The organism is Streptomyces sp. NPDC045846, from assembly GCF_056431605.1.
The window spans coordinates 266,337-282,464 of sequence record NZ_JBWKKJ010000003.1; the positions used below are offsets into that span (position 1 = coordinate 266,337).

The 16,128-nt window shown below is 71.3% G+C and carries 14 protein-coding genes; 8 read left to right on the top strand and 6 right to left on the bottom strand.

The genetic code is table 11. The features are described 5' to 3' along the window. Window positions 1-8: 8 nt before the first annotated feature. The 3 genes from AC07F3_RS10235 to AC07F3_RS10245 all read left to right on the top strand — a co-directional run bounded on the left by AC07F3_RS10235 (window position 9) and on the right by AC07F3_RS10245 (window position 3,401). Window positions 9-1,367 (top strand): cryptochrome/photolyase family protein, encoded by a 1,359-nt coding sequence (locus AC07F3_RS10235; protein WP_479112389.1) that lies wholly within the window; start codon window positions 9-11, stop codon window positions 1,365-1,367. A gap of 204 nt (window positions 1,368-1,571) precedes the next feature. Next, window positions 1,572-2,825: a helix-turn-helix domain-containing protein gene (locus AC07F3_RS10240; protein ID WP_479112391.1), complete on the top strand. Its 1,254-nt coding sequence runs from the start codon at window positions 1,572-1,574 to the stop codon at window positions 2,823-2,825. Between the two features lie 84 nt (window positions 2,826-2,909). Beyond that, entirely contained in the window at window positions 2,910-3,401 is a 492-nt protein-coding gene (locus AC07F3_RS10245) for a hypothetical protein (RefSeq protein ID WP_479112393.1), read from the top strand. A 162-nt stretch (window positions 3,402-3,563) separates the two neighbouring features. Here AC07F3_RS10245 and AC07F3_RS10250 read toward each other — a convergent pair whose 3' ends face one another. Then, complete coding sequence (locus AC07F3_RS10250; RefSeq protein ID WP_479112394.1) at window positions 3,564-3,968, bottom strand: hypothetical protein; 405 nt, start codon at window positions 3,966-3,968, stop codon at window positions 3,564-3,566. A 270-nt stretch (window positions 3,969-4,238) separates the two neighbouring features. Continuing rightward, window positions 4,239-5,135, bottom strand: coding sequence for an NAD(P)H-binding protein (locus tag AC07F3_RS10255; RefSeq protein WP_479112395.1), 897 nt, complete (start codon window positions 5,133-5,135; stop codon window positions 4,239-4,241). 68 nt (window positions 5,136-5,203) lie between these two features. Here AC07F3_RS10255 and AC07F3_RS10260 point away from each other — a divergent pair, with 68 nt between their 5' ends. Next, the gene (locus tag AC07F3_RS10260; protein WP_479112396.1) at window positions 5,204-6,022 is read left to right on the top strand and encodes a LysR family transcriptional regulator; all 819 of its coding nucleotides are present in this window, start codon (window positions 5,204-5,206) and stop codon (window positions 6,020-6,022) included. A gap of 178 nt (window positions 6,023-6,200) precedes the next feature. On the opposite strand, the gene AC07F3_RS10265 is transcribed toward AC07F3_RS10260, so the two are convergent. Next, window positions 6,201-6,734 (bottom strand): DUF4142 domain-containing protein, encoded by a 534-nt coding sequence (locus AC07F3_RS10265; RefSeq protein ID WP_479112398.1) that lies wholly within the window; start codon window positions 6,732-6,734, stop codon window positions 6,201-6,203. 958 nt (window positions 6,735-7,692) lie between these two features. Here AC07F3_RS10265 and AC07F3_RS10270 point away from each other — a divergent pair. Continuing rightward, window positions 7,693-8,940: a hypothetical protein gene (locus tag AC07F3_RS10270; protein WP_479112400.1), complete on the top strand. Its 1,248-nt coding sequence runs from the start codon at window positions 7,693-7,695 to the stop codon at window positions 8,938-8,940. A gap of 82 nt (window positions 8,941-9,022) precedes the next feature. Here the strand turns inward: AC07F3_RS10270 and AC07F3_RS10275 are convergent, their stop codons facing one another. After that, window positions 9,023-9,589 (bottom strand): hypothetical protein, encoded by a 567-nt coding sequence (locus AC07F3_RS10275; protein ID WP_479112402.1) that lies wholly within the window; start codon window positions 9,587-9,589, stop codon window positions 9,023-9,025. Between the two features lie 296 nt (window positions 9,590-9,885). On the opposite strand from AC07F3_RS10275, the gene AC07F3_RS10280 reads away from it, so the two are divergent. The 3 genes from AC07F3_RS10280 (at window position 9,886) to AC07F3_RS10290 (ending at window position 14,170) form a co-directional block, all read left to right on the top strand. Then, on the top strand, window positions 9,886-10,575 hold the full coding sequence (locus tag AC07F3_RS10280; protein WP_479113067.1) for a hypothetical protein: 690 nt from the start codon (window positions 9,886-9,888) through the stop codon (window positions 10,573-10,575). Between the two features lie 221 nt (window positions 10,576-10,796). Continuing rightward, a complete protein-coding gene (locus AC07F3_RS10285) occupies window positions 10,797-12,311 on the top strand; it encodes an FAD-dependent oxidoreductase (protein ID WP_479112403.1) in 1,515 nt (504 codons plus the stop codon). A gap of 362 nt (window positions 12,312-12,673) precedes the next feature. Continuing rightward, on the top strand, window positions 12,674-14,170 hold the full coding sequence (locus AC07F3_RS10290; RefSeq protein WP_479112405.1) for an IMP dehydrogenase: 1,497 nt from the start codon (window positions 12,674-12,676) through the stop codon (window positions 14,168-14,170). Window positions 14,171-14,250: 80 nt separating this feature from the next. Here the strand turns inward: AC07F3_RS10290 and AC07F3_RS10295 are convergent, their stop codons facing one another. Further along, window positions 14,251-15,201, bottom strand: a complete 951-nt coding sequence (locus AC07F3_RS10295; RefSeq protein ID WP_479112406.1) for an SDR family NAD(P)-dependent oxidoreductase — start codon at window positions 15,199-15,201, stop codon at window positions 14,251-14,253. Between the two features lie 207 nt (window positions 15,202-15,408). Beyond that, window positions 15,409-16,053 carry a dihydrofolate reductase family protein gene (locus tag AC07F3_RS10300; RefSeq protein WP_479112408.1) on the bottom strand — a complete coding sequence of 215 codons (645 nt, stop codon included), beginning with the start codon at window positions 16,051-16,053 and terminating at the stop codon, window positions 15,409-15,411. Between the last annotated feature and the right edge of the window lie 75 nt (window positions 16,054-16,128).

A 16,128-nucleotide genomic window follows, 5' to 3' on the forward strand; every position in this document is an offset into this window, starting at 1 on the left:
GCCACCAAGTGCCGGTGTCCGTAGCCCTGTTCACATCCGATCTGCGCCTGCACGACAATCCCGTGCTGGCCGCGGCCGCACGTGAGGGCGAGCAGGTGGTGCCGCTGTTCGTGGATGACGACGGGGTGCGGGCGGCCGGGTTCGACGCCCCCAACCGACGCGCGTTCCTCGCCGACTGTCTGGCCGACCTCGATGCCTCGCTCCGGGCCCGCGGCGGTCATCTCGTGGTGCGAGCCGGCGACGTGGTGGAGCAGGTGTGCGCCGTGGTGACCCAGACGCGCGCGGTGCGGGTGCATGTCGCGGGAGGCGTCAGCCGGTACGCTGCGCGCCGCGAGGAACGCCTGCGCACGGCGCTCGAGGGAATCGGCTGTGAGCTGTCCGCACATGACGCGGTGGTGACCGCGGTGGCGCCGGGAGCTGTCACCCCGGCCAGCAGCGACCACTACGCCGTGTTCACGCCGTATCTGCGCCGCTGGAGCGAGGAGGGCGTCCGCGAGGTGGTCACGGTGCCGCGAAAGATCGCCGTTCCCCGGGTCGCGGCGGGCACCCTGCCCCGACGCCCTGGGGCGGCCCGGGTGTCGCCCGGCCTCATGGAGGGCGGGGAGACGGCGGGCAGGCGGCAGCTTGAGCAGTGGCTGTCCGGCGGCATCGCCGGATACGAGGACGGCCACGACGACCTCGCGGGCGACGCCACGTCCCGGCTGTCCCCCTTCCTCCACTTCGGCGCGCTGTCCTCCACCGAGCTCGTCCACCTCGCGAAGCGCGAGGGGTCACCGGGCGCGCAGGCGTTCATCAGGCAGTTGGCCTGGCGGGACTTCCACCACCAGGTGCTCGCGGCCCGCCCGGACACGTCGCGGGAGGACTACCGGCCGCGCGGTGACCGGTGGCGTGCCGACGAGCGGGAGGTCACCGCGTGGCGCGAGGGGCGCACCGGCTACCCGCTGGTGGACGCGGCGATGCGGCAGCTCGCCCACGAGGGGTGGATGCACAACCGGGGCCGGATGCTGGTGGCGAGCTTCCTCACCAAGACGCTCTACGCCGACTGGCGGATCGGGGCCCGCCACTTCCTGGACCTCCTGGTCGACGGGGACATCGCCAACAACCAGCTCAACTGGCAGTGGGTGGCCGGAACCGGCACCGACACCCGCCCCAACCGGGTCCTGAACCCGGTCGTCCAAGGCAAGCGCTTCGACCCGCAGGGCACTTACGTAACGCGCTGGGTGCCCGAACTCGCGGGCCTGGACCGCAAGTTCATCCACGAGCCGTGGAAATTGAAGGCGGCGGACCGCGCCGGGACCGACTACCCCGACCCGATCGTGGACCTGGCCGAGGGCCGCGCCCGTTTCGAGCGGGCCCGCGGCGTCTGACACCCGCGCAAGCACCGCGCGGTCCGTACATCGCCATCCCGGCCTTCTCGGCCGGCGCGCGTTACGCCCCGCGCCAGGCTGCGGCAGGGCATTGACCGGACACTCCTGACGGATCGCAGGCGTCCCGCGCGAAGAGAGGCGCAGAGGGCAGGCCTCGCCCCCTACCCTGACGGTGACGAGCTGCTCAGAGAGAGGCAACGCGTTATGTCTCCTGACGCCACCCCGGACCCGTACGAGGATCCTGTGCGCTTCGGTCAACGGGTCCAGATCTTCCGGACCCGCCGCGGTATGACCCGCGAGCAGTTGGCCGGTCTCCTGGGCCACCACTCCTCATGGGTGAAGAAGATCGAGGGCGGGCAGCTGAAGATGCCACGACTGCCCGAGATCCTGCGCATCGCGGAGGTACTCCGCGTACGCACCCTCAACGATCTGGTCGGGGGGGACAACAGCCCTGAGATCGACTTGTTCGTCGGCCCCGGGCACCCCAAGCTGCCGGAGGTGGCCAAGGCGATCAACGCCTATCCCCTGGGCAGCGACCGCGCCGCGCCCGGACCCGCGCACCTGCGTGCACGTCTGACAACCGCGTGGGCGGCACGCCACCAGGCGGCCAACCATCGTGAAGTACTGGGCACCTTGCTACCGGAGTTGATTCAGGATGCTCAACTGGCAGTCCGTCAGAGCGAGACGGTCCCGGCACGCCGCGCCGCGCAAGCCGTTCTGTCCGAGGTGTACAGCCTCAGCCAGTTCTTCGTCGCCTACCAGCCCGACTCCGCGCTGCTCTGGCGGGTGGCCGAGCGAGGCATGGTCGCCGCGCAGGAGAGCGAGGATCCGCACGCGATCGGCGTAGCCGCGTGGCTGGCCGTCCAAGCCCATCGCGACAGCGGTCCGGCGCATTTCGACGCGGCGGACGATCTCGCCCTCACCACCCTGCGCTACCTCTCACCACTTCTCCCCGACGCTCCGGACAACGTGCGTGCCATCGCCGGCGCGTTGCAGTTCGAAGCGGGCTACACCGCGGCCCGGCGCGCGGAAACCGGGTCGGCGTGGGGGTGGTGGGACAAGGCCATGCGCTCGGCTCGCACCCTGTCGCCGGACTACTACCACCCGGTCACGTCTTTCGGGCAGGCCATCATGGGTGCCCACGCGGTTACGGTGGCCGTCGAGCTGCGGGCCGGCGGCGAGTCGGTGCGGCAGGCCACGCGCGCCGAGGCACACACGATTCCGTCGCGGCCCCGACGGGCTCGGCACCGGATCGAGCAGGCCCGCGCGTATTACCTGGACGGGCAGCACGAGACGGCGCTGGCCACGCTGGAACTGGCTCATGCCGCCGCTCCCGAGACGATCAGGTACAACGGCTATGCGCGGCGCCTGGTACTCGAGGAAACGGACTCTCGCACGCCCGAGCGCCGACGTCGCGCAGCAGAACTCGCCGTCAAGATCGGCATGTTGGCAGCCTGAGGCAGGGGGCCGAATCCCGGCCCCTTACATCCGGCAAACGCTCCTACGGTCGATGGTCATCGCCCACCGACCGAGGAGCGCACCGTGCACACCGCCACCAATGCCGTCAGAGACGCCGCCGTCGGGGCTTGGCTCACCGCCGACCTCAAGAGGCCGAGCTACGCACACCAGGAGTGGCAGCGCCATCACCTGGCGTGCCTCGCACTCGGCCGCCGCTTCTCAGCCGTCCGCTTGACCGACGGGATGGTGTACGCCGCGGCGGCAGACCAGGTACCGGCGCTCCCTGTCACTGTCCTGCGCGGCCTAGGTGGGCCTGTTATTCATGACCCGTACGGGCGCCGCTTCTACGCCCTCGTGCCGCCCTCACCGCCCAAGCTGTGTCTCGGACCGGGCGCGGCCTATCTCGGTCTCGGCAGCTACCTGGGTGTGCCCCGGGTGGACTGCACCGAGCCGGACGAGTCACACGCGAGTTACTGGGCCGTGCCCATGGAGGCGCCCGGCACGCTGTGTGATCCGGTACGGCTCACGGAACTGATCAATGCGGCCACCCCCACGCCCGGCGCGGCCGAGTCCTGACCAGGTCGGGCAGTTGCCGGTCGACCGTTCCGGGCCACGGCACGGCGCCCCCGCCGGATGGCTGCGGGGGCGCCGGGGTGGTGCGGGCGGCGTCGTGGCCGTGCGGCCCCCGGGTGGGCTCTGTCGCTCAGGGCCGGACGGTTCGGGGGGACGCCCGTCGGCTCACCAGCGGTCGATGCCCATCGTCTTCGCGGCGCTGTGCACCGCGTTGTAGTGCGGGATCGACATGTCCGACTTCTTCTGCTTCGCGGGGAGGTTCCGGTCGTCGTGCCGGAACTCGTCCCGCGCGGCGGCCAGCAGGCTCGTGCCGTAGCTGACGGGCACGTCGTCCTTGCCGTGAACGGGGTGGGACTTGGCCGCGGTCTGGCTCCCGGCGTTGGCCAGGATGCTGCGCGCCTGGTTGTACGCCGCGGGCTTGATGGTCTTCGGGTTGGCGGCCACCGCGTGCGCGGCGTTCACCGCATGCGCGCCGTCAACGGCGACGGCGGCGGAGGCGGGTGCGACGGCGGCGGCGAAAGCCCCGACGGCCAAAACGGTGGCAAGTCCTGTACGGGCGATGAATTGCATATGATTCCTCGCTTACTGGATGTAATGCGTGCCGAATGGTGCAAGTGCCAGCCTGCCGCATGCGGGCGGAGAGGCAGGAGTGCCGCTGGCTGGATACCGGCGGCAACTTCCTCCGGCAGGACCCGGCCGGAGGGTCCCGGCCGTCCTCGGACGCGGTACGCGTCAAGGCGGCGCAGGCGTCACATCTGTCCGAATCCGTCGCCCGACCTCTCGCCCACGTCGCCCGGCGAGGACGGCGGTCACGTCAACGGGCCCGGTGCGTACGTCCGCTCAAGCCTGGACCGCCGGCTTGAGGACCCGTGCGCACCACTCGCGGAACGTCGTCGGGCTCCCGGTCTCCGGGGTGCGCCGCACGCCGTCGTCGAGGCCTTCGCCCTTGGCCCACATCATGGCGACGTAGCCCTGCACGAGCGCGTCGCTCATGCCGCGTCCGGCGAGCTGGGCACACAGATCGTCGAGCGACTGGCGCTCGTAGCGGACCGGGCGGCCGAGCACGTCGGACATGATGCGGGCCATGTCGTTCCCGGAAAGGTCCTCCGGGCCCAGCACCGGGACCTCGCCCACCCCCGTCCAGGAGCGGTCGAGCAGCAGGCCGGCCGCGGCCTCGGCGATGTCCTGGACGGCGGCCAGCGGGGCCCGGCGGTCGGCCGCGTCGGTGCCCGTGAACACACCGTGGTCGCGGATCGAGGCGACCTGCCACAGCAGGTTGTCCATGAAGGAGGGGTTGGCGAGCGCACGGAAGGCGACGCCGGTATCCGCGATGAGGTCGTCCATGTCCAGGGACGCCGTCACGTGTCCGGCGCGGTCGGCGACGGGTGTGCCGCGACCGAGCGCCGAGACTCCGACGACGTGTCCCACGCCGTGGGCGGTGAGCGCCTTCGCCGCGGGGCGGGTGAAGTCGCGGTAGACGGCGTCCAGGCTCGGTGCGCGCGGGTCCGGCGGGGCCAGCCAGAAGACGGCGTCCGCGCCCGCGAAGGCCCGGTCGACCACCTCGGCGTCGCCGTGCGAGCCGGTCACGACGTCCACGCGGGAGCGGACGGCGTCGGGGAGTTTGTCGGGGTCGCGCACGATGACGCGCAGTTCCTCGCCGTGCGCGGGCGCCCCGTTGAGCAGGACGTCCAGGACTCGGCTGCCGATCTGGCCGGTGGGAGCGGTGATGACGATCATGCTTCGAGTCTCGGGGCGCCCGCCCGCGGGCGTCCAATACCCTTCCGGCCGATTGATACCTTGAAGGCATGGATCTCGACCTGCGCAAGCTCCGCTACTTCGTCGCCGTGGCCGAGCACCGGCACTTCGGCCGGGCGGCGGAACAGCTCTACATCGCCCAACCGGTGCTCAGCCGCCAAATCAAGGCATTCGAGCGCGAGTTGGGGTGCTCGCTGCTCGTGCGGTCCACCCGCAGCGTGGAGTTGACAGCGGCGGGTCGGCAGCTCCACGAGGAGGCGCGGGGGATCCTCGCGACCGTCGCGGCGTCCGTGGGCCGCGTGCACGACGTCGATCGCGGGGTCCAGCGACTCGTGGTCGCCTTCTCCCCCGGGTTGCGCGTCTCCGAGGTGATCCGGGCCTTCACCGCGCGCCATCCCCACGTCGAGACCGACGTCGTTCCGGCCCGCTGGTGGGAGCCGGACGCATCCCTGCGGGACGGCCGGGCCCAAGTGGGTTACCTGCGGCGCCCGTTCACCGACACCGGGCTCCACACCATCCCCATCGGCCAGGAGCCCCGGGTCGCCTGCCTGCCCGCGGCACACCCGCTGGCACACCGCGACTCGCTCACTTCCGCGGACCTCGACGGCGAGCCCATGCTCGGCTCGCCGCAGCGGCGGACCGCCTCGCTCGAGGAGAAGATCGAGCTGATCGCCTCGGGACAGGGCATCGCGCTCCTGCCCTTGAGCGTCGCGGTCTCCTACTCCCGCCCCGGCCTCGTCCACCTCACCGTCACCGACGCGCCCCCGGTCGAGACATGTCTGGCGGTCGCCGGGGACCCACACGCCAAGCCGCTGCGCGACTTCCTGGAGATCGCCGTCGCGACACTGCGGACCACCGCGGGCGCGTGACCGACCGTCTCCCGCACACCGGATGAACGCCGTCCCATCCGCGGGCGCCGCGCCCCGTTGCGCGCCAGCGGTCGCACCCGGGCGCCCACGCCCGGCCTCCCGTCACGCGGGCAACCGGCGGCCCGCGCCCAACCCGTGGGCGCGGGCCGTCGGCTGCCTCGCGGGCGAGTCGACCGCGTCACCGCTGCGGCGAGCCGCTCTCCATGGGCGCGTGGCACACCCCGCCCTCCACCATCTTCAGGTGCGCCGCCACCACCGGCCTCGCCGCCTGGGCGGCCGCCCGGATCTGGCTGTCCTTGCCGGAGTTCAACTCCTTGTCGATCAGCGCGAGCGCCTGCTGGTGGCCGCTGCTCTGGTCCTTCAGCCACGCGCTGTCGTACGCCGCGGTGCCGTTCTTCGACTTCAGCGCGGACAGCTGCTTCTGCTGGGCGGCACTGGGGTCCTTCGCCATGGTGATGCCCTTGGTCTTGGCCAGGTCCGCGCCCTTGGAGTCAAGGGTGGTGTGGTCGCGCACGATGATGTCGGCGACCTGTTTCACGCAGTCGGTGGTGGCGTGGGTGCGGGCATCCTTGCCCGCGGCGATCTCCGCCAGGTTGGCCTGGTGGATCGTCTGGAGAAAGACGGCGTCCGAACCGGCTGCGGGGCTGGCCGCGCCGAACGCGGTCGCCGTCCCCGTGAGGGCGAGCACTCCGGCGGCGGCAGCCGCTGTCACGCATGTGTGAGTGAAACGCATGAGACCTCCACGTGTCCGTGGGCCGGGTGAGGGCCACTTCGGCATCCGGACCACTGATGTCGGTCCGGGCAATGGCTCAACCCGAGACATCCTAGGTCCGCCTCCCGGCGCCCGCCCGTCCAGATCACCCACCGTTACGTACGCACCCGAAGTGCCTGGTCAGCGCCTCTTTCGACGGGAGCGCGCTCGCGCTCCCGTCGGCGCGGACCCCCTCCTGAACGGGCCGGTTCCCGCCCGGCCCCGGGCCCCTCGGCAACCGGCTCTTCGTCAGATCCACCTATCGGCGATAGGTTGTCGCGGTGGCACAAGCGAAGCGTGAGACCGTCGAGGCGCTCGACCTCCTCGACGAGGTCGGGCTCGGCGGCATGCGTACAAGGCGGCTCGCGCGACGGTCGGGTGCTCAACAACCCCCGGTCTCATGGCACTTGCGCGCCAAGAGGAGACTTCTCCGCCACACCAAGAGAGGACTTCTCCGCGCCCTGGCCGAGGCCGCCATGACCTCCCGTATGGCCGTAGACAGGGGGCGGCTCCGGGGTGACCTCCCTCTGATCGACCGGGAGTCGGGCTGCCGATCGGGGTTCCTCAGCGTGGAGGGCACGATTTCGCACCCGGGTGTGTGGACAGCGGATCCGCGGCGTACCGACCGACACCCACATCTCCCGCCGGGCACCGCCCGGTTGAGCCACACATGCCGCACACCGGGCCATGCGGACCTTCTCAACGGCGACCGACCGGAGTGTGACGTGCGTCTCGCATGTCAACCCGGCGCCCGCTCCCAGGCGTAGACGTGTCAAAGGACCGACCATGCGAGGAGCCGTTGTTGACCGAGGAGAAGTCCGCCGCCCGACCCACCCGCTCGGTCCCCCGGCCCACTACACAGCCGATCGCCGCCATCGTCCGACACCGGACCCCGCTGACCGCCGACCAAGAAAGACCCATGAACGCCTCGACCACCACGGCCGTCAGCCCCCGCCGAATACCGGCGCAAGCCCAACCCGCCGCTCCAGACACCCCACGCCCGTCGGCCGAGGTCCCCGACGACCCACGCCGGGGCCGGACCACCTGGCCGCGCCGAGCCTGGGACGCGACGTGGCCCGCATTGGCGATCTACGGCGCGTCCGCCGTCCTCCATCTCGTCCTGCTGGCGGTCATGAGCCCAGCAGACGGTCCGGGCGTCCACGCCAAGCTGCTCTCGTGGGACGGCGGTCTCTACCGCGACATCGCCCAGGACGGCTACCCCGACAGCTTCGCCCACACCCCGAGCGGCGAACTGACCGGCAACAACCTGGCCTTCTTTCCCGCCTATCCGGCTCTCATCCGCATCGTCCACACCCTGACGGGACTCGGGTACGGCACCGCCGCCATAGTCGCCGCCCACCTCTCGTTGATCGCCGCGCTGGTAGCCGTGCACCACCTCCTGCGCCGGATCTACGACCGCCGTACGGCCACGGTCGCCGCCATCCTGCTGGCCTGCGCCCAGCCCATGGCCCTGGCCTTCTTCATGGCCTACAGCGAGTCCCTGTTCCTGGCCCTGGCCGCCGCCTCGCTGCTCGCCGCGCACCGCAAGGCATGGCTCACCGCCGGGTTCCTCGCTCTGCTCACCGGTCTGACCCGGCCCGCGGCCGCGGCCGTGGCCCTAGCCGTGGGTGTGGCCGTCCTGTTGCACCTCGTACGCGAACGCCGCCTGGCCTGGCGGCCGATCACCGCCGTCGTCCTGGCCTGCGCCGGAACCCCCGCCTACCTGGCGTGGGTCGGTCAGCGGCTCCACCAGCCGGACGCCTGGTTTGCGATACAGCAGGCCGGCTGGGACACCCGCTGGGACAACGGCCGGGCCTTCTGGGGCTTCCTCGGCGACACCTTCACCGACGCCGACGGCTGGGTCCCCGTCAGCACGGCGGTCCTGCTCCTCGCGCTCATCGTCGCCACCGCCCTCGCCTGGCAGCGCGGCGCCTGGCCGCCGCTCCTGGTCTACGGCACCGGGATCCTCGTGCTCACCCTCGCCCAGAGCAACTACTACCACTCCAAACTGCGCCTGGTGGTCCCCGCTCTGGTCTTCCTCGTCCCCCTCGCCCGGGCCCTCGGCCGCACTCAAGTCCGCACCGCGGCCATCGTCCTGTCGGGTGCCTCGCTGTTCGGCTGCTGGTACGGCGCCTACATGCTCACCACCTGGCACTACGCCATCTGACCAACCCGTGGGGCCGCGGGGCGACGGCGGAGGGCGCCCGGCGGCCCGGTGGGTGTACGGGCCGCCGGGCATCCTCGATGGGTCAGCCCAGGCCGACGGCGGCCAGCGCCGTGGTCCAGTCGGAAGCGATCGCGCTGCGGGCGGCGTCGAGGGTGACCTGGTGGTTGCAGACCGCGGTCTTGAGCTTGTTCTCGACGGTGTCCTTGTTGCCCGCGGTCTCGCCGCCGGTGCTGTAACGCGGCTCGGGCCACAGGTTCTTCGGGTCGCGCGGCGCACCGCCCAGCTCCAGCGGCACGAGGTGGTCCTCCTCGTAGTCGGCCGTGCTGGTGTCGCTGTAGCCGTACGCCGCGATCTGCTGGACCTTGAGCGGGTTGGTGTAGCTGGTGGGCGGGCGCACCGTCGACGTCCAGCCCGACACACAGATCGTCGAGCCGATCGTGGACTGCGTCACGGAGGGGTTGTACGCGCCGGGCTGGCAGACCGGGTCGGGCAGCGGCAGGAACGACTGCGAACAGGACGACGTGGCGGCCGCCGGGGCGGCGGAAACGACGGCGGGGGCGGCGTGGGCGCTGCCCGTGCCGAGGACCAGAGCGCCGGAGGCGAGGGTGAACGCGCCCAGGGTGGGGGCGATTCGGCGTATCGCGGACATGTGGGGGTCTCCGTCGAATTCAGGCCCGGCCGGGATCCGCCGGGCGACTGACGGCATGACACCACCCCCGGGTTCTATGCGAGTAGAACCGTGAGGTAAACAGTGAGCGACCTGCGCGATCCTTGCCTGCCCTTGGGACAGGCATGACCGTAGCTTCAAGCCATTTTGGTGGTAATACCCCCGGGCATCCCTCGTTCGGGCCAACTCCCCCACACGAAAGGCGACTTGAGGACATTATGGGTAGAAACGCTGCGACATCGCCCAGCACCGCCGCCCAGCCGGGAGCCGCCGTGACCATGCGCCGTTGTCCGAGTCTCGCCACCACCGCCGTCGCCACCTGCCTGATCGCCGCCGCCCTCACCAGCTGCTCCGGCGGCAAGGGCTCCTCCGACACCAAACACCCCACAACCCCCGCCGCGAGCCACTCCGCCGGCGGCACTTCCGCGCCACCGGCGCCCGGCGCGCCGGGCGCCCTGCAATACGGTCCCGGACCGCAGGCCAAGTACACGGTGGCGGCCCAGCCATCGCCCGGAACGTGCCATTACCGCTACACCGCCGCCAAGCAGCCCCTGCCCGACCCGAAGTGCACTCCGGGGGCCCTCAACCCGAAGGTCACCCAGGAGAACCTGGCCTCCACGGTCTGCAAGTCCGGCTACACCGGCACCATCCGGCCCCCCGTGTCCGTCACCGGCCCGGAGAAGGCCGCGAACGCCCGGTCGTACGACTACACCGGCGCCTTGGGTGACGGCGAGTACGACCACCTCATCTCCCTCGTCCTCGGCGGCGACCCGGACGACCCCCGCAACCTGTGGGTCGAACCGCCGTCGCCCGACCACAAGCCCGGGGGCGGCCCCAACAACCCCAAGGACACCGTCGAAGCGAAGCTGTCCAAGGCCGTGTGCTCCGGAAAGGTGCAGCTGAAAGCCGCCCAGAGCGCCATCGCCACCGACTGGACCACCGCACTCGCCAAGCTCGGCATCTCCTGAGCAAACCCTCTCAACCGGCCTGCTCCCCAGATTGGTTGTCCTACAGCGGGCCGCTTTGAGTCCGCCGCGCGATCGTCGAACTCCCGCCTGCACGGCGGGAGTTTGTCGGCCCGGTGTCGGTGGCGCGCCACCGCTGTCGGCCGGGTGTCGGTGGCATGCGGCACCGTGGGAGAGGTCCGGCCGGGTGCCCCATCCGGCCGGGGTCAGGGAAGGGACCTCTCTTGTACGACATAGCGATCGCGGGCGCCGGCCCGGTCGGTCTGTTCCTCGCCTGTGAGCTCGGCCTCGCGGGCTGCTCCGTCCTGGTGCTCGAACGGGAGCCCGAGGCTCACTCCCCGTTCAAGGCGAGGCCGCTCGGAACGCGGGGCCTGTCCCACGCGTCCCTCGAGACGTTCTACCGCCGCGGGATGCTGCGCGAGCTCCTGACGGCAGCGGGCGCCCACGACTTACCCGCCGCCGAGGGCGAGGCACACGATCCGCCTCCGCGCGCGGTGGGCCATTTCGCGGGCATGATGCTCGACCCGGCTCAGCTCGACACGACCGCCCTGGCCTACCGGCTGCCCAGCCCGGTGCCGGGAAGCATGCTCACCTACCTCGATGTTGTCGAGCGCGTGTTGTCCGAACGAGCCGACAAGCTCGGCGTCGACATAAGGCGCGGCGCCGCCGTCTCCTCCGTCACGCAGAACGGGGAGAGCGTGACCCTGGCGGCCGGGGAGCACGCGTACACGGCGCGCTACGTGGTGGGCTGCGACGGCGGACGCAGCGCCGTACGCAAGGCCGCCGGGTTCGAATTCGTCGGCACCGAGCCGCAGTTCACCGGGTACGCCCTGCACGCCACCGTCGCCGATCCCGAGAAGCTGCGTCCCGGGTTCACCCTGACGCCGACGGGCATGTACCTCTGGCTCTCGGAAGGGCACCTGGGCATGGCGGACTTCGACGGCGGGGCGTACGACCGCTCTCGGCTGCCGACCCGCGAGCACCTCCAGGCGGTGCTGCGCCGGGTGTCCGGCACGAGCGTGACGCTGAGCGAGGTGCATCGCGTCTCGACCTTCACCGATCGGGCGATGCAGGCGACGACCTACCGGCGGGGGCGCGTCCTGCTCGCGGGCGACGCGGCCCACATCCACTCCCCCCTCGGCGGCCAGGGACTCAACACCGGCATCGGCGACGTCATGAACCTGGGATGGAAGCTCGCGGCAACCGTGCACGGCCATGCACCGGACGGACTTCTCGACACGTACACCAGCGAGCGCCATCCGGTCGGCGCGCGGGTGCTCGACTGGTCACGCGCCCAAGTGGCGGCCATGCGACCGGATCCGCACTCCCAGGCGCTCCAGGCGGTGGTGCGCGATCTCCTCGGGACCCGGGACGGAACGACCTACGTGTTCCAGCGGGTGTCAGGCGCCTCGATCCGCTACGACCTGGGCGGTCGGCATCCCCTGACAGGCCGCAGCGCACCGGACTTCCGCCTTGAGGACGGCACACGCCTCGGCGACCTGATGGGGGACGGACAGGGAGTGGTGCTCGATTTCAGCGCCGACCAACGCCTGCGCGGTCCAGCGCGCGGTTGGGCCGACCGCATCCGGTACGCGGCGGGCGCCGCCAGGAACGACCTGGGGCTGGGCGCCGTTCTGGTCCGGCCCGACGGCACGGTCGCCTGGGCAGACGAACACGCCTCTGATGTCGAGGGGTTCATACGGGCCGCCACCCGCTGGTTCGCAGGCCCGCGCGCATGACGATCACCTGGCCGCGCGGTCCGCGACAGTCGTCCCCCTCAGCTCCTGCCGTATCCCAACAGGCGGAGAATCGCGCCTCGTTCACAGGGCGCAGTACTTGTCGGGCGACCACCCCGGCGACGGTGGGGCACGGCCCGATCCTTCCCGTCCCCGCGACGGGCGCCGATTCGTACAACGGCGGCGCAGTCGCTAAGGTGCCAGGTCACGACCGCTCCCCGTTCGATCCACGGGCCGGTCAGGGCTCTGCCGCAGTGGTGGCACCTCCACGACTGCCGTGCCGACCTCTGCCTGCCTGGCCCCGGGACACCGGGGGCGATCTCACGGCGGGGCAGTGGGCCCGGCCGACAGGTCAGGAGGAACGAGTGGCACAGATCATCGCCGAGGTCTCACGGACGTTCAACGAGTTTCTGCTTCTGCCGAACCGGACCAGGACCGACTGCTCACCCGCGACGGTCGAACTGCGCACGCCCCTGGTGCGGCACCTCGTGGGCGAGCCGTCGGCGATCGAGCTGCAGACCCCGTTCACGTCCGCCATCATGCAGGCCGTCAGCACACCGGAACTCGCGATCGCGCTCGCCCGCAACGGCGGACTGAGCTTCCTGCACCACAACCAGCCGATCCAGGACCAGGTCGCCGCGGTCCGTCAAGTGAAGAACTTCAAGGCCGGTTTCGTCACCAGCGACACGAACGTCCGGCCCGACGACAGCCTCGGCGTGCTGGTCGACGTCATGCGTCGCACGGGCCACAGCACCGCCGCGGTCACCCACGACGGAACCGCCACGGGCCGCCTGCTGGGCCTCGTGACCTCCCGCGACTTCCACCCGCACCGCCACGGCCTGGACGGGCCGGTCGCCGGGCGGATGACCGCCGTCGCCGAACTGGCCCACGCCGGGCCCGACATCACGCTCTCGGAGGCCAACGCGCGGCTGTGGGACGAGCGGCTGGACTGCCTCCCGGTGCTGGACGGCGAGGGCCACCTGCAACATCTGGTGTTCCGCTCCGACTACACCGACAACAAGCGCTTCCCGCACCAACTCGTGGACGCCGCCAAGCGCCTGCGGGTGGGTGCGGGCATCAACACCCACGACTACGAGGAGCGCGTCCCGGCCCTGCTGGAGGCGGGCGTGGACGCGCTCTGCTTCGACTCGTCCGACGGCTACAGCGACTGGCAGGCGCGAGCGCTGAGCTGGGTGAAGAAGCACCATCCCGAGATCCCGGTCGGCGGCGGCAACGTGGTCGACGGCGAGGCGTTCACCTTCCTCGCCGAGGCCGGAGCCGACTTCGTCAAGGTCGGCGTGGGCGGCGGGTCCATCTGCATCACCCGCGACCAGAAGGGCATCGGCCGCGGCCAGGCCAGCGCCGTGCTCGACGTCGCGGCGGCCCGCGACGCGTTCCGCGAACGCACCGGCGCGTACGTGCCGATCTGCTCCGACGGCGGGCTCGTACACGACTACCACGTGGCGCTGGCACTGGCGATGGGGGCCGACTTCGTCATGATGGGCCGCTACTTCGCCCGCTTCGACCAGGCGGCCGGCGCCAAGCTGCCCACCCGCGACGGCTTCGTGAAGGAGTACTGGGGCGAGGGCTCGAACCGGGCTCGCAACTGGCAGCGCTACGGCCAGGGCGGTCAGGGGCTGGTCTTCGAGGAGGGCGTGGACGGCTACGTCCCCTATGCGGGCGACCTCGACGAAGGGCTGGCCCTCACCGTCACCAAGCTCAAGACCACCATGGTCTCCTGCGGTTCCGCCAACCTGGCGGAGTTCCAGTCCACGGCTCGCCTGACGCTCGTCTCGGACCAGAGCTTCCAGGAGAGCCACGCCAACGTCACCCTGCGGGACACCCCGGCGACGGCCACCTGACATCCGCCGAGGTCCCTCGGGGAGGGGTTGCCGCACCCGGCTGCGGCAACCCCTCCCACCCGGCCGAAAGGTGCCCCTGCCTACCGGAAGCCCAGCTGCGGATCGGTGCCGGTCAGTTCGACGCCTGCGGCCCACAGCCGTGCGGCGACCGCGGGGTCGGCCATGTGGGCGTGCACGGGCTCCCGCCTGGGGGTGCCGCGCAGGCCGAAGACCCGGGGTCCCCACAAGTCGCCGCCCCGCACCGTCGGGTCGAGCACGGCACGGACGATGGGCCATGCCCCGGAGTCCTTGCCCTGGATCACCAGTCCGGCGGGCAGGGCACGCAACCGGTCGCCGGGGGTGGTCACGTGGACCGGAGGGCGGGAGGGGGTCAGGGCGTCGAGCGCGCCGCCGGGATGGGCCACCACACTGATCACCGTGCTGCCGACGGCACGCAGGCGGCGGTCGAGCTCGAAGCCGAAGGACATCTGGGCGAGCTTGGACCGGCCGTAGGTCTGCTTGGGCCGGTAGTCCCGGGTGGACTGCAGATCGTCCAGGTCCAGCCGTTCGGACCGCGCCGCGAAGCTCCCCACCGTCACGACGCGCCCCGCCGGCGCCGCCGCCAGCAGCGGGGCCAGCCATCGCGTGAGCGCGAAGTGCCCGAGGTGATTGGTGGCGAACATCAGCTCATGGCCGTCGCCCGTCTGCCTGCGCGGCGGATCGTCGAGCGCGACCCCGGCGTTGTGGACTACCGCGTCCAGATGGCCGAGCTCCAGTGCGTCCGCGGCCGCCTTCAAGGAGGTCAGGTCGGCGAGGTCCAGGGGAAGGTGGCACAGACGGGCCTCGGGGACCCGGGAGCGGATCGACGCCATGGCCGCCTCGGCCTTGGTGCCGTCGCGGCTGCCCAGGACGACCAGGGCGCCGGTGGCGGCGAGCTGCTCGGCGACGAAGTAGCCGATCCCGGCGTTGCCGCCCGTGACCAGGATGTTCTGGTGCTCAGCGGACGGCAGCCGGTGGACGTCCCACGGTCGGTTCTGGGATGTGGAAGACACGGCGAAGGGCTCCTTGTGCTCGGGCCGTGTGCTCACGACGAGCACCGGCCCCCTCAAGGTCGCAAGTCCGACCGACAGGTCGTCGACAGGACGCCGACAGATCTCGGTCAGCACCGACAGCATCCGCGGTGGCGCCGGGCCGTCGGGCTGGGCGGAGGCCGCGGGCGAGCGGCGCCCCGACCGGCCGACGGCGGCGGCGGGCAGCCCTCACTTCCGCCAGAACAGGTGGTGCGTCACGCCGCTCGGGCTCGGCACGACCTCCAGGTGGAACCGGTCGCGCAGATCGTCGGGCGACTCCCACAGCCGTACGCCGGTTCCGAGTCTCTCCGGGGACACGACCACGTGCAGGGTGTCGACGAGACCGGCGTCGAGGAACTCGCGGATCGTGCTGGCACCACCGCCCAGGCGGACGTCCTTGCCCTGCGCCGCCTCCCTGGCCAGCCCGAGGACGGTGGCCGGGTCGCCGTCGACGAAGTGGAACGTGGTGTCGGAAAGCGTGAAGGAAGGACGAGGGTGGTGGGTCATGACGAACACCGGGGTGTGGAAGGGCGGCTCCTCCCCCCACCAGCCCCGCCAGTCGTGGTCCTTCCAGGGCCCGCGCTGCGGACCGAACTTGTTGCGGCCCATGATCTCCGCACCGATGTTGCGGGCGAAGTCCCGCGTGAAGTAGTCGTCCAGGCCCCGGCTCCCGCCGGGATCGGTGCGATTGGGCCAGCTCGCCGTAGCCCCGGCCCAGGAGAACAGCCTCCCGGGATCGGCGTGGCCGAAGGGGTGCTCCAAGGTCTGGTCCTCACCGGCGCCGAATCCGTCCTGCGAGACGGTGAAGTTCTGCACCCTCACCAGCTGAGTCACATGCTCCTCCTGAGTCGCTGCCATCACTGTTACGGACCGGCCGGGTCGCGGAAACTCATCGCTGCACCCGGTCGC

Bases quoted from the DNA above. Each gene is read 5' to 3' on its own strand.
- AC07F3_RS10240 (WP_479112391.1), top strand. From the start codon at position 1,572: ATGTCTCCTGACGCCACCCCGGACCCGTACGAGGATCCTGTGCGCTTC.
- AC07F3_RS10250 (WP_479112394.1), bottom strand. From the start codon at position 3,968: ATGCAATTCATCGCCCGTACAGGACTTGCCACCGTTTTGGCCGTCGGG.
- AC07F3_RS10255 (WP_479112395.1), bottom strand. From the start codon at position 5,135: ATGATCGTCATCACCGCTCCCACCGGCCAGATCGGCAGCCGAGTCCTG.
- AC07F3_RS10260 (WP_479112396.1), top strand. From the start codon at position 5,204: ATGGATCTCGACCTGCGCAAGCTCCGCTACTTCGTCGCCGTGGCCGAG.
- AC07F3_RS10270 (WP_479112400.1), top strand. From the start codon at position 7,693: ATGAACGCCTCGACCACCACGGCCGTCAGCCCCCGCCGAATACCGGCG.
- AC07F3_RS10275 (WP_479112402.1), bottom strand. From the start codon at position 9,589: ATGTCCGCGATACGCCGAATCGCCCCCACCCTGGGCGCGTTCACCCTC.
- AC07F3_RS10280 (WP_479113067.1), top strand. From the start codon at position 9,886: ATGCGCCGTTGTCCGAGTCTCGCCACCACCGCCGTCGCCACCTGCCTG.